The following is a 14459-nucleotide window of genomic DNA, read 5'->3' on the forward strand; positions in this document are numbered from 1 at the left end:
TTTACACGGGGGTCATGAAAATTCGAGAACATAAAGCAACCTATAGACGATACAAACTTATATTGATTGGATTATTTGTTTTCTTAGCAGGCTGCGGGGAAGAAATAGTACCAGTAAAAAATCATGCGACTAAGTCAATTGATGATTTACGCATTGATCTAGAAGCGTCTCATAATTCCCCGTATTTTACGGATATGAAAGAGCGTGAATTAGAACGGCTTCAAGCATTATGGGAGGAAGAGATAGCGAAACGGCATAAGGCTATTAATGAGCAGGGGAATATCTTTAATGTGAAAACTACCGAAGATATTGAGGTCCTTGCCAATAACACGAAATATATGGCGATTATATTTTACGATAATTATTGTTTTGCACAAACCCAAGATTCCTACAATATGATTTATGGACAAGAAGACTTGGTAGAACGAATTCCGGATATGATTTTTGTCGATATTCATATTAACGAATTTCCAGGGTTAGCAGAATACTTTGGTGTTACGGATGTTCCATATACGATTCTCTTTAATAAGGCAGAAATTGTTCATAGTACACAAGGTTATTATACAACCGACGAGTTAGAGGAAATGATGTATACGTATATGGATATAGAGTGAACAATTGGTAAGACTTCCAGTGAAAATGAGGTTGGATCCATCTCAAATGCTTGAACAAATCGAAAAAATATATTATTATTTTCTATGTGATTTTACTAGATTACTAATAATAGCTGTTGTAGCACTAACACATTTGCTGAAGGACGCGCGAATGTGGGTTTTTCTAACACGTTAGGAAAGCATAAAATTTTAGCTAAGAAGTAGACTCGACGTTGCTAAAATTTTAATGTCCCAAGTATAAAAAAACCAACACCTTCGCTAAAAGACGAGCGAATGTGAGTTTTTCTAATAATGAAGGGGTTGGAGGTTCGGGTCCTCTCACCAGTATCACCCCTTTTTTGGAGAAGTACCCAAGTCTGGCTGAAGGGGACGCACTCGAAATGCGTTAGGGGTACTATGTGCCCGCGTGGGTTCGAATCCCACCTTCTCCTCCATTAAAATCATATAAAAAATAGTCGTACAAAGGATATCTATCACAAATAGGTATGCTTTTTTTGCTCTAGCTAGTATGGCAAAAAATTGTATACCTTTTTCAGTATCCTAAGACTTAGATTCATGTAAACGAAGACTTTTTGGTATAGTAAGAGAAGAATGCATGACTATTACGGGAAAAGATGGAAGGTAAGGAGTTGTCCCAATGCGGAAAATGGATGGTAGGTCATTTGACCAGGTGCAAAACAATACGCAAAAGATAAAAATGTTATTTCCAGAAGTTGTAACAGAAGGTAAGGTTGATTTTCAGAAATTACGTCTTCTGTTAGGAGATCAGGTAGAACAAGAGAAAGAACGATATGAGTTTACGTGGAATGGGAAATCTGAAGCAATCCAGCTTGCGCAAAAACAAACAACCGGGACGCTTCGACCAGTAAAAGAAGATAGTGTAAATTGGGAGCATACAGAAAACCTCTACATAGAAGGGGATAACCTAGAAGTACTGCGTGTTCTGCAAAATGCGTATCGAAACAAAGTAAAAATGATTTATATCGATCCTCCCTATAATACGGGACGAGATTTTATCTATAATGATAATTACAGAGACAACATCACCAACTATATAGAAAAAAATCAGGAAAACATGAAGACTAATCCAGAGACGAATGGACGTTTTCATACTGACTGGTTAAATATGATGTACCCCCGTCTGAAGATCGCTAAGAATTTATTGAAAGAGGATGGCGTGATTTTTATAAGTATTGATGAGAATGAAGAGTCTAACTTATCAAAGGTCTGTGATGAAATATTTGGGGAAGATAATTTGGTAGCCAAAATTCCTTGGCAAGCTCGTCAATCTATTCAAAATGATACGGATCTTAGTATTTCGCATGAGTATATTTTGGCCTATGCGAAAAAGCGGCGAAAAGAGCATAGACGACTAAAGGAGTCAAATGCCGATCTATGGTTTTCGATGGATAGTTTTGCTTGTTTTCCACTCCCATTAAGTGAAGATAAGTTTTCAAATCCAGATAATGATCCACGTGGTCCTTGGAAGACAGATCCATTTGACGCACCAAATGTACGACCAAATTTAACCTATGACATTGAAAATCCAAACACTGGGGAGAAATTCTGGCCTCCAGCTGGTCGTTGTTGGCGTACTGATAAAACAAAGTATCAAGAATTGCTGCGTGACAATCGAATTGTCTTTGGTAAAACAGGAGAATCAAGACCACAATTGAAAGTGTTTTATGAGGAAAAGAAGGCGTTTGGCTCGGTTGCAAACACATGGTTTACAGGGGATATGTATGGCACGGCAACTAGAGGGACGAAGGAAGTACAGAAATTATTTGATGGTGTTTCCTATTTTGATACGGTAAAACCGACTGACTTACTAAAGCATTTAATGCAATTAAGTGTAAAGTCAGATGAAAATGAGATAATCCTCGACTTTTTCTCGGGGTCTGGCACTACAGCAGATGCAGTGATGCAATTAAATGCAGAAGATCAAGGCAATCGAAAATTTATGATGGTCCAATTACCAGAAGAAATTGAGGGAAAATCAGCTGCATATAAGGCAGGATATCGGACCATTAGCGATATTGGGAAAGAGCGAATTCGTCGTGCTGGACAAAGTATTTTAGAAAAAACAGAAAGCCAAACCAATATCGATGTAGGTTTCAAAGTCTTTCAGTTGGATTCAACGAATTTAAAGATGTGGGATACAGAAGCAGCAGATGTCGAACAAAATTTATTAGATCAATTAGATCCCATTAAAGAAACACGAACTCAAAGAGATGTTTGTTATGAAATTTTATTAAAATACGGGATTGCGTTAACAGTTCCAATTGAGATTGATCAAATGGATGAAAAAGTTGTGTACGTCATTGGTGCAGGAGATTTGATCATCTGTTTAGAACGTGATTTAAGTCTTTCCTTTATCGAACAGATCGTCACGAAGTATAAGGACTGTAAACGAATTGTATTTTACGATGAAGGGTTCCGAGACGACACCATCCGGACCAATGCACAACAACTTCTGAAACGCTATGGAGTTGAAGACATTCGAGTTATATAGGGAAGCTGTACATTTAGGATAAGCAACAATTTGTAGAAAATAGCTTTTGACGGATCAAAACGTATAAGGAAATATGTTACCACAAAGGATGATTTAGATGGAAAAGCTGGAAGGCAAAACACGTAATATTATACAAGAAAATATCAATACATTAAAAAAACTTTTCCCAGATGTAGTGTCAGAAGGGAACATCGATTTTGATCAATTACGCCTTCTCTTAGGAGAGGAAGTGGAAAAGGATAGGGAACGTTTCGATTTCACCTGGAATGGCAAAACAGAAGCCATCAAATTTGCTCAACAACAATCAACGAAAACCCTATTACCGAAAAAACAAGAAAGTGTAAACTGGGACCAAACGAAGAACCTTTATCTTGAAGGAGATAATGTAGAAGTCTTACGCTTATTACAAACTAGTTATACGAATAAAGTAAAAACGATCTACATTGATCCACCATATAACACGGGTAATGATATTATTTATAAAAATAATTATTATCAAGATAAAAAGACGTTCATGGAGGAAAATGATCTCCTTGATGAGACGGGAACACCATACCAAACCAATTTCCGTACGAACGGTCGTTTTCATAGTGATTGGCTCAGCATGATGTATGCACGTCTAAGACTGGCTAGGAGCTTATTAACCGATGATGGTTGTATTGTAATTGCGATTGATCATAATGAATTAGCCCATTTAATTACGATTTGTGATGAAATTTTTGGGGAGTTTAATCGACTAGGAATCGTAACAGTTGTACATAAGCCAGAAGGCCGAAATCAAGAGAAGTTTTTTGCAACATCTAATGAATATGCACTGTTTTATAGTAAAAACAAAGAAAACTTCTCTTTTAATTCAGTTATTTTGGATGAGGAAAAATTAAAAGAATTTGACCGTGAAGATGAAAAGGGAAAATATAAGTTAAATCCTTATATTCGACTTGGTGGTGGTGATCATAACCTAAGGGAAAATAAACCTAACTTCTATTATCCAGTTTATGTTAGTCCAGATTTTGCACATATTACCTTGACTAAACAAGAAGGCTACCATGAAGTGTATCCAAATACAACTAGACAAGAAAGAACCTGGAAAACAAAGCCAGAAGCATTGAAACAACTAATTGAAGCTGGAGAAATTGTTGCGGAACGAGATAGAAATGATGAAGTAAGGATTTTCGAGAAGTACCGTGTGGATAAAGGCCAATTAATTAAAACACATTGGGTGGATAAGAAGTACAATGCCATTAATCGCGGTACAAAAGTGGTAGAAGACTTAATGGGAATGAAAGCTTTTGATTTTCCTAAGTCATTAGATTTAATAAAAGATACGTTAAAACTTACAACAGATAAAGATTCGATTGTGCTAGATTTTTTCTCTGGTTCTTCTACAACAGCCCATGCGGTGATGGATTTAAATAAAGAAGACAATGGTAATCGACGTTTTATTATGGTCCAAATCCCAGAAGAAACGGATGACAAATCAGTTGCACGAAAAAATGGCTATAACACAATTTGCGACATTGCAAAAGAGCGGATCCGCCGAGCTGGTAGTCAATTACAGGAAGAATCGGAGACAAATAGTAACGTAGACACTGGATTTCGTGTTTTTCGTTTAACGGATACGAATTTAAAACATTGGGATGAAGAAACAAAGGATGTTGAACGTGATTTGTTAAATATGATTGACCCGATCAAAGAGGGACGGTCTACTGAAGATGTCGTTTTTGAAATCTTACTAAAATATGGTATCGATCTATCGATGCCAATTGAAGAGAAAGAGCTTCAAGGGAAAACAGTCTATTCGGTTGGAAATGGCTATTTAGTCATCTGCCTCGAACGGAACTTAACGGCAGCATTCGTGGAAGAATTGATTCAACAGTACACTGATTGTGAGCGAGTGGTGTTTTATGATGAGGGATTCTCCTCTGATACGGTTAGAGTGAATGCACAACAAGTCCTGAAACGATTTGGAATAGAAGATATTCGAGTGATATAAAAGGGGGGAAAACGATGAAAATTAAATTCGATGAACAACAATACCAACTCGATGCAATGGAGTCAATTACAAACATTTTTGAAGGACAAACAACTAATGTCTCTAATTTTTCGGTTAGTATGGGAGATATAATTGGTCAAGAAATAACAGAACTTGGCATTGGCAATAAATTGGAGTTATCCGAAGAAGAAGTGCTCGAAAATGTCCAAAACATCCAAATGAATAACTATCTTCCAAAAAGTAGTCACCTGCATGATTGGAATTTTACGGTAGAAATGGAAACAGGTACTGGAAAAACGTATGTCTACACACGGACTATTTTTGAACTAAATAAGAAATACGGGTTTTCAAAGTTCATTATTGTTGTTCCCAGTGTTGCGATAAGAGAAGGGGTTTATAAATCGTTTCAAATGACGGAATCTCACTTTAATGAATTATATCCAGGCCAACACTGTCACTTTTTTAAATATGATTCGTCCAAGCTGGAACAAGTTAGAGAGTATGCAACTAGTACGAATATTGAAGTGATGATTATCAATATTGATGCTTTTCGAAAAAGCTTTGATGATCCGAAGAAAGAAAGCAAAGCTAACTTGATTCATCGTGAGCGGGATTCCATGAATGGGAAAAAGCCGATCCAATTTATTCAAGAAACGAATCCGATTGTGATCATTGATGAGCCGCAAAGTGTCGATAATACCGACAAGGCAAAAGAAGCCATTGCGTCTTTACATCCATTATGTAAACTACGATATTCTGCGACTCATCGCGACCGTTATAATTTAATGTATAAGCTAGATCCAGTTGATGCCTATGAGAAAAAGCTTGTCAAAAAAATTGAAGTACTCTCGATTAATTCTGACGATGATTTTAATACACCTTATATTAAACTACTTGATGTATCGAATAAAAATGGCTACAAAGCGACCGTAGAAATTGATGAACAAAAGAAAAATGGGACAGTCAAACGAGCTCGCAAAACGATTAATATGAAGGGGAAAACGAATCTGTATACATTATCAGGTGAGCGCGACCTTTACCGTGGCTATGTGGTTGCTGGGATTGATGCCCATCCAGACAATCAATCGATTGAATTTGAAAATGGACAGGTGTTACATGTAGGCGAAGTAATTGGAGGATTAGATGATGATACATTAAAACGGTATCAAATTAGAGAGGCAATTCGTGCACACCTTGATAAGGAATTAAAGCTCGTTCATCAAGGGGTCAAAGTGTTAACGTTATTTTTCTTGGATAGGGTTGAGAATTACCGGGTTTATCCGAAAGATGGCGAGTGGCAAAAAGGAAAATATGCTCTTATGTTTGAAGAAGAGTACAATGCCTTAATTCGCTTACCTAAATACAAAACATTATTTGAAGAAGATGCCTATATTGCAAATCAACGAGCAGATGAAGTCCATGATGGTTATTTTTCCAAAGATAAGAAAGGAAACTATAAAAATAGCCGAACGACTAAAGAGGGAACCCTTCGTGCGAATAAAGATGATGAATCTACATTCCAATTGATTATGAAAGAGAAGGAACGCTTATTAAGCTTTGATACACCATTACGGTTTATTTTTTCTCATTCTGCTTTAAAAGAAGGTTGGGATAATCCAAATGTATTTCAAATTTGTACCCTTGTTGATACAAAAGATATATTAACAAAACGTCAAAAAATCGGCCGTGGCCTGCGCTTACCTGTCAATCAAGAGGGACAGCGTATATATGATGAAAATATTAATGTATTAACTGTTGTGGCGAATGAATCATATGAGGAATTTGCTGCGACATTACAAACAGAGATGGAAGAAGAGACAGGCCTTAAGTTTGGTTATTTGGAAAAGCACACATTTTCTGCAATATGGGAAGATGAGTCACAAGATTCATCAGCAAACAACTATGAAAAATCGGAAGTATTATATGACTATTTTGTACATCAGGAATACCTTACTTCTAAGGGAAAAATTACAGATAAATTAAAAGAAGCTGTTGCAGAAGGGAAGTTAGAGGTCCCAGCGGAATATAAAGCAGTGAAAGAAGAGATTGAAGAAGTCGTCAAAGGATCTGTCAAAAAGCTCCCTGTTTTCAATAAAAAAGATGCAGTAGATATCCAATTGAATAAGGAAGTATTGTTAAGTGAGGATTTCAAAGCATTATGGGACCAAATCAAACATAAGACAACCTATTCAGTTGAAATTGATTCAGATACATTGATCAAACGTTCTGTAGTACAGATTAAGAAGCTAGAGCCATTTCGAGCTAGACGTATTCGGCGGGAAAATGCGTATGTCAAGGTGGATCGATCTGGTGTAACAGGCCAAGGCCAAACAATGCGAACAGAGGAAGTTTTAGAAGAGCAAAAACGATTACCTGACATTCTTCGTTATTTACAAGAGCAGACGAATTTGAAGCGTCGTACATTGGTCGACATATTAGTTCAGTCAAAACGGTTAGATGATTTTAAAAAAAATCCACAAGCGTTCATGGAAACGGTCATGAAAATTATTAATAAAGAGAAGCGAAAATTAATGCTGGATGGCATTAAGTATGAACGAATTGGTGACCATGCATATTACGAGCAATCCTTATTCGAGAATGAAGAATTAATCGGCTATATGAAAGTAAATGCGTTAAAGGTATCAAATCGTAAATCTGTATTTGATCATATTCGCTATGATTCTACGGTGGAGCGCGAGTTTGCTGAAAAGTTAAATGCCGACGAGGATGTGAAATTGTTTGTTAAGCTGCCATCTTCCTTTTATATTGAAACCCCACTAGGTCATTATAATCCGGACTGGGCGGTATTAATTGAAAAAGAAAATGTGGAACGATTGTATTTTGTCGTGGAGACGAAAGGGACTATGGATCGGGAAAATTTACGGATTGTCGAGCAAGATAAGATCAAATGTGGTCACAAGCATTTTGAAGCGTTACATACAGAAGTGGACTACAAACTAGCAAATGACTTTTCCACTTTTAAAGATGAAATATATTAAATATAAAAAACACCTATTCATCATCAGAAATAGGTGTTTTTTACTATAAATTCTATACGTATATAAATTTCTAATGTGCTCATCCATTTTACTATGAAAATGTAATGAGGATTTGTGCACAATGTCCGAATTTTTAGCCGTAATTATTGGGCGATGATTTGGATTATATTAGGTGGCGGAGTTGTTTTAAGAATATCTAAAGCTGAAGGTGCGGGTTGGATCGTCATTACAGTCGGCTGGGGTCTTGGTGTTACAATGGGAGTATATGCTATTGGGAATTTTACAGGTGCACACCTTAATCATGCTGTAACATTAGGATTTGCAGTAGCAGATGAGTTCCCGTGGGAAAAAGTACCATTATATATATTAGCACAGATGATTGGTGCTTTTATTGGAGCAGTGGTTGTTTTCCTCAATTATTTACAACACTAGAAGGAAACAGAGGGTAAGACGGCGAAAAGTATTTTCGACGGACCCTGCGATACGAAGTCCCTTTTCCAACTTAGTAAGTGAAGAAATCGGTACATTTATCTTGTTAATGGGACTGACGTTTATCGGTGTGAACGATTATTGAGTAAGCATAAATTGACAGCAGAAAAGGTGGAAGAAAAGTTTACATAGGAGGCGATTTACGTGAGTGAAAAATTCATTTTGTCATTAGATCAAGGTACAACAAGTTCACGTGCTATTTTATTTAATCAGGCTGGGGAGGTTGTCAAAACAGCACAACGAGAATTTGAACAATTTTTTCCAAAGCCTGGTTGGGTCGAGCATGATGCAAAAGAGATTTGGACGTCTGTACTTTCCTGTATTGCAGAAGTACTACGAAAAGCAGATATTGAGGCAAACCAAGTTGCTGGTATTGGTATTACAAATCAGCGTGAAACAACGGTTGTGTGGGATAAACATACAAATAAACCAATTTACCATGCAATTGTGTGGCAATCTCGACAAACAGATCCGATTTGTAAAGCGTTAAGAGAACAAGGCTATAACGATTTATTCCGTGAAAAAACAGGTTTATTAATCGATCCTTATTTCTCAGGCACAAAGGTAAAATGGATTCTGGATCATGTTGAAGGAGCTAGAGAGAAGGCCGAAAACGGAGAACTCTTGTTTGGGACAATTGACACATGGTTAGTTTATAAGTTAACTGGTGGGAAAACACATATTACCGATTACTCGAATGCATCAAGAACATTAATGTTTAACATTTATGACTTAGAATGGGATGACGAATTATTAGACATCTTAACGGTGCCAAAGAGCATGCTACCAGAAGTTCACCAATCCTCAGAGGTGTATGGGAAAACAGTTGACTATCATTTTTTCGGGGAAGAAGTCCCAATTGCAGGTATTGCTGGGGACCAACAAGCAGCATTGTTTGGGCAAGCTTGTTTTGAAAAAGGTATGGCAAAAAATACATATGGAACTGGTTGTTTCATGTTAATGAATACTGGCGAAGAAGGAGTTGCATCAGAGCACGGGCTCCTCACGACATTGGCATGGGGAGTAGACGGTAAAGTGGAATATGCTTTAGAGGGAAGTATATTTATTGCAGGATCTGCTATTCAATGGCTTCGAGATGGATTAAAGCTAGTGGATAATGCTCCACAAAGTGAAGTATTTGCGACAAATGTAGAATCGACAGATGGAGTATACATGGTACCAGCTTTTGTAGGATTAGGTACACCTTATTGGGACAGTGATGCACGTGGAGCAGTATTTGGCTTGACTCGTGGTACAACGAAGGATCATTTTATCCGCGCTACATTAGAATCATTGGCTTACCAAACAAAAGATGTATTAGACGCAATGGTTGCCGATTCTGGCATAGATGTCAAGAAGTTGCGTGTGGATGGTGGAGCTGTGAAAAATAACTTTTTAATGCAGTTTCAAAGTGACATGCTAGATGTACCAGTTGAACGTCCTATGGTACAAGAAACAACAGCGCTTGGAACAGCCTATTTAGCAGGGTTAGCAGTTGGTTATTGGAAAGATAAAGAAGAAATTGCAAACCAATGGAAAATTGATAAAACCTTTAATGCAGACATTGATGATACAAAACGCGATAACCTTTATGCTGGCTGGAAAAAGGCTATCGAGGCAACAAGAACATTTAAATAAGTTTCAAAAAAGCTATCCGAGTTTGGATAGCTTTTTAGCACGTTAGGAAAGTATAAAATTTTAGCTAAGAAGTAGACTCGACGTAGCTAAAATTTTAATGTCCCAAGTATAAGAAAAACGAACACATTCGCTAAAGGACGAGCGAATGCGAGTTTTTCTAATGTAGTTGTATATTCGTTATTTATTGATGATATTCTTTTTCCGTTCCATCTGGAAATGTAATTTCTAGCTCTACTTCTTCGGTGTCTTCTGTAATATCGAAAGCCTCTAGAACATCACTTATAACAACTTTATCTGGTGTATGTTTATTAAAATCAAACGTTGTGAAAGTGCCATGTAATTCTTCCATTGCATAATCTCCAGCTAAATCAATATCTTTTGTCTCGTCAACGTAAGATGCTTCCATTCTATCCTCATCATTTTTATAGTGAATCATGATATCATCATCTTCGTTATTATAATTAAGTTCCAGCTCAAATTCTACAAAAATGTAATCAGTCTCTGTATCGGTGGTCGAACTTAAATTTTCAACATTTGGATTTTCTTGCTCCGTATCAGCTGTATTTTGTGGAGGATTCTCTACTTTATCATCCTCTCCACAGGCTACAAGGGTTACGAAGAACAGTATTAATCCTGTCCACTTCATTTTATTAACCAACGGGATCACTCCTAACCAGAAAACTTCATTTCTTACTATTTCCAGACAAGTATGGAAATAAACATGATGAGGAAGTGACTTCAAAAAGTAGTTCTAAAGATGATCGCGGAAGTCGCTGAAGTCAGCGAAACTACCAATAGGCAAATTACCAATTTTAACAATTTAAACCACAAATTTACCAAATTTTTATCCTTTACTATAAGGCATAACCTATTTATTTCTTGTAATGCTAGTTAAAAGAGGTGAAGTCTTATATGAAAACAAATTTAATTGATTGGCCAACGTTTATTGGTGCGCTTTTGTTACTATTATTAGTAACAATACCGTTGATGATTTTTCCTGAAGAAGGTGCAGCGGTTGTCAATATGGCAAATGATTTTATGACGGGAAACTTTGGTGTTTTATATTTAATTATGGGCCTTGTAGTCTTTGCATTTCTTTTATTTGTGGCGTTTAGTAAGAATGGACACGTAAAGCTTGGAGAAGAAAATGAGGATAGGGAATTTGGTACATTTTCTTGGGCGGCGATGTTATTTGCCGCTGGGATTGGTTCAAGTATTTTATATTGGGGAATGATAGAGTGGGCTTACTATTATCAAGGTCCTCCTTTTGGTCTTCAAGCAGAATCACAAGCAGCACTCGAATGGGCACCTACTTATGGAATTTTCCATTGGGGGCCGATTGCATGGGCAATCTATACACTTCCAGCATTACCAATTGCTTATTTTTACTATGTACGTAAAAAACCCGTTTTAAAAGTTAGTGAGGCAGTAAGACCTGTTCTTGGTCGACTGGTTGACGGTCCTTTAGGAAATATAATTGATGTCTTATTTATGTTTGGACTAATGGGTGGTGCTGGTACCACGTTAGCGCTAGGAACGCCAATGATATCGGAAGGCATCAATGAAATTACAGGGATTCCCGCAACTATTGGATTAAATACAGCGGTTATGTTAATTTGTACAGGGATTTTTGCATTCAGTGCTTATTCTGGATTAAAAAAAGGAATTAAATTTTTGAGTGATATTAATTTATGGTTGACGTTATTTATTCTTGGTTTTGTCTTCTTCGTTGGGCCAACATTATTTATTAGTGAAACAACATTTACGAGTATTGGGCTTATACTTGATAACTTTTTCCAGATGGCTACATGGCTAGAACCATTAGGAACAATTGGTGCCTATCAAGAAACAGGATTTCCAGAGGCATGGACTGTATTTTATTGGGCATGGTGGCTTGTATATGCACCATTTGTTGGACTCTTTGTTGCACGTATTTCGCGTGGACGAACCATTCGCGAAATGATTTTAGGGACGATGATATATGGTACCATTGGGTGTATTTTATTCTTTGGCATTTTAGGTAACTTTGGTCTGTACTTACAGTTGACAGGTAGCTTTGATGTCATAGGATTTATGGGTGAAAATGGAGCACCTGCAGCCATTATAGCCATTCTGACACAACTCCCATTTGCGAATGTAATTGTAGCACTCTTTACGATTTTGGCGATTATTTTCTTAGCGACAACATTTGATTCTTCGTCTTATATTTTGGCAGCAGTCGTTCAAAAAGAAGTGCAGTCTGAACCTTTACGATGGAATCGCCTATTTTGGGCATTCACCTTATCCTTTTTACCACTAGTTTTGATGTATATCGGCGATTTAGAAACCTTACAGACAGCTAGTATTGTTGCAGGGTTTCCTGTTATTTTTATTATGCTGTTACTTGCATGGTCGTTTATGCGTGCATCAAATGAAGATATTCGTGCATCCAAAAATTATGAACCACCAACCATTTTTATTGATCGTAAAGAAAATATGGAACACTTAAAGCGAAAGAGAAGACGTACTGCTATGGAAGCGTTACAAGATAAAAATATAGATGGTTAAACGAAAAGGCATGTGGGTTAATCAACTCTCACATGCTTTTCGTTTGCGAGGACGTGCTAGTAGACGTTGTCAGGATGCCCGCGTTTATGTTGGCGAAAAAATTCAAATGATTCTGTTATAATAAAGAAAATAACATAATGAATAGGAGAGGGGACGTTTAGAATGCAACTTTTTGAGGAGCTAGTTAATGAATTAGATAAGGAGCGTGTGACGACCAATCATACTGTTTTAACGGAGCATAGTTCAGATGAATCTTATCATACACCACATTTACCAGATGTGGTTGTGTTTCCAGAAAATACGGGAGAAGTGAGAAAGGTAATGAGATTGGCTAATAATGCCAATGTTCCAGTTGTCCCATATGGATTAGGTTCCAGCCTTGAGGGAAGTGTCATACCGAGTAAAGGTGGGATTACAATTGATTTTTCCTATATGGATCAAGTACTAGAGGTGCGACCTGATGATTTCCTAGTAAAAGTTCAGCCAGGTGTTACACGTACACAACTCAATAAAGAGTTAAAAAAGTATGGGTTATTTTTCTCAGTGGATCCTGGTGCTGATGCGACAGTTGGTGGAATGGCAGCAACCAATGCTAGTGGGACAACAGCGGTTCGTTACGGAATCATGCGTGATCAAGTTCGGGATTTAGAAGTAGTGTTAGCAGATGGCAGTGTTATACATACAGGTAACATGGCAGCGAAATCCTCCTCAGGTTACCACCTAAACGGGCTGTTTGTTGGGTCTGAAGGAACATTAGGCTGTTTTACAGAGTTAACGCTACATGTTTATGGGATTCCAGAGCATGTTATGGCAGCTAGAGCCTCTTTTGATACGGTTGATGATGCAGTGGAGACAGTGATTGCGCTTATGCAAGCTGGGATTCCTGTTGCAAGGGTGGAACTAGTAGATGAAGCCTCTCTCAAACAAATGAATCATTATAGTGAAACGACCTATCCAGAAGTACCGACATTATTTCTGGAACTACATGGAAATGAAGCAGGTTTAGAACAAGATGTTGCGTTTATGAAAGAGATTGTGATGGACTACAATTGTCGTGATATCCAATTTGAAACCGAAACAGCAGCACGTAATCAGTTATGGGAAGCAAGACACAACGTAGCTTATGCCTATATACACGGTCATCCAGGAAGAAAACAAATGGTAACTGATGTTTGTGTACCAATTTCTGAACTTGCTGGTGCTGTCAAAGATGCCAGACTAGCTGTGGAGGAGTCCGGTCTCTCAGGAGGCATTGTTGGTCATGTTGGAGATGGTAATTATCATATTTTGCTAATGATTGATGTAGATGATCCAGATGAAATAGAACGGGCAAATAAAGTAAATGAACGAATTGTATATTATGCATTAGAACGTGGAGGAACGTGTACGGGTGAACATGGTGTAGGAATTGGCAAACAAAAATATCAAGTACAAGAACATGGTCCATCGTTAAATATCATGGAACGGATTAAACAAGCATTAGATCCAAAAGCACTCTTAAATCCATCTAAAATTGTGAATGTAGCGGATAAAGCAGTACAACTGGATAAATAGAATTCTTGAAAACCGTCTCCATCATGGAACGGTTTTCTTTTTGTATTTCCCCATCCTTTTCACATAAATTAACATCATTATTTTTCCTAATATAGGGGAATGTAAATGATGTG

The 14459-nt window shown here is 37.3% G+C and carries 8 protein-coding genes, 1 tRNA gene and 1 pseudogene; 9 read left to right on the forward strand and 1 reads right to left on the reverse strand.

Annotated elements, in window-relative coordinates; translation table 11 throughout:
• Positions 1-14 precede the first annotated feature (14 nt).
• From GHC26_RS10090 to glpK, 7 genes and pseudogenes are all read left to right on the forward strand, one after another.
• Complete coding sequence (locus GHC26_RS10090) at positions 15-614, forward strand: thioredoxin family protein (RefSeq protein WP_163971143.1); 600 nt, start codon at positions 15-17, stop codon at positions 612-614.
• A gap of 340 nt (positions 615-954) precedes the next feature.
• Positions 955-1048 (forward strand) — tRNA-Ser (locus GHC26_RS10095).
• A gap of 203 nt (positions 1049-1251) precedes the next feature.
• Positions 1252-3126 carry a site-specific DNA-methyltransferase gene (locus GHC26_RS10100; protein WP_163971144.1) on the forward strand — a complete coding sequence of 625 codons (1875 nt, stop codon included), beginning with the start codon at positions 1252-1254 and terminating at the stop codon, positions 3124-3126.
• 97 nt (positions 3127-3223) lie between these two features.
• Positions 3224-5119, forward strand: a complete 1896-nt coding sequence (locus GHC26_RS10105) for a site-specific DNA-methyltransferase (protein ID WP_163971145.1) — start codon at positions 3224-3226, stop codon at positions 5117-5119.
• Positions 5120-5133: 14 nt separating this feature from the next.
• Positions 5134-8118, forward strand: coding sequence for a type III restriction-modification system endonuclease (locus GHC26_RS10110; RefSeq protein ID WP_163971146.1), 2985 nt, complete (start codon positions 5134-5136; stop codon positions 8116-8118).
• 121 nt (positions 8119-8239) lie between these two features.
• Positions 8240-8689: pseudogene (locus GHC26_RS10115) on the forward strand (MIP/aquaporin family protein); the annotation flags it as partial.
• Between the two features lie 62 nt (positions 8690-8751).
• The gene (glpK, locus tag GHC26_RS10120; RefSeq protein ID WP_163971147.1) at positions 8752-10245 is read left to right on the forward strand and encodes a glycerol kinase GlpK; all 1494 of its coding nucleotides are present in this window, start codon (positions 8752-8754) and stop codon (positions 10243-10245) included.
• Between the two features lie 181 nt (positions 10246-10426).
• On the opposite strand, the gene GHC26_RS10125 is transcribed toward glpK, so the two are convergent.
• Entirely contained in the window at positions 10427-10903 is a 477-nt protein-coding gene (locus GHC26_RS10125; protein WP_163971148.1) for a YusW family protein, read from the reverse strand.
• 254 nt (positions 10904-11157) lie between these two features.
• Between GHC26_RS10125 and GHC26_RS10130 the strand changes: the two genes are divergently transcribed.
• Together GHC26_RS10130 and GHC26_RS10135 are read left to right on the forward strand one after the other, a co-directional pair.
• Complete coding sequence (locus tag GHC26_RS10130; protein ID WP_163971149.1) at positions 11158-12792, forward strand: BCCT family transporter; 1635 nt, start codon at positions 11158-11160, stop codon at positions 12790-12792.
• A 162-nt stretch (positions 12793-12954) separates the two neighbouring features.
• Positions 12955-14346: an FAD-binding oxidoreductase gene (locus GHC26_RS10135; RefSeq protein WP_163971150.1), complete on the forward strand. Its 1392-nt coding sequence runs from the start codon at positions 12955-12957 to the stop codon at positions 14344-14346.
• Positions 14347-14459: the final 113 nt, after the last annotated feature.

Origin of the sequence: Oceanobacillus halotolerans, assembly GCF_010993955.1 — a bacterium.
Taxonomy (GTDB): Bacteria; Bacillota; Bacilli; order Bacillales; family Amphibacillaceae; genus Oceanibacillus_A; species Oceanibacillus_A halotolerans.

What these genes read in the sequence shown, in the direction of transcription:
- GHC26_RS10090 (WP_163971143.1), top strand. Translation starts at nt 15, where the DNA reads ATGAAAATTCGAGAACATAAAGCAACCTATAGACGATACAAACTTATA.
- GHC26_RS10130 (WP_163971149.1), top strand. Translation starts at nt 11,158, where the DNA reads ATGAAAACAAATTTAATTGATTGGCCAACGTTTATTGGTGCGCTTTTG.
- GHC26_RS10100 (WP_163971144.1), top strand. Translation starts at nt 1,252, where the DNA reads ATGCGGAAAATGGATGGTAGGTCATTTGACCAGGTGCAAAACAATACG.
- GHC26_RS10135 (WP_163971150.1), top strand. Translation starts at nt 12,955, where the DNA reads ATGCAACTTTTTGAGGAGCTAGTTAATGAATTAGATAAGGAGCGTGTG.
- GHC26_RS10105 (WP_163971145.1), top strand. Translation starts at nt 3,224, where the DNA reads ATGGAAAAGCTGGAAGGCAAAACACGTAATATTATACAAGAAAATATC.
- GHC26_RS10110 (WP_163971146.1), top strand. Translation starts at nt 5,134, where the DNA reads ATGAAAATTAAATTCGATGAACAACAATACCAACTCGATGCAATGGAG.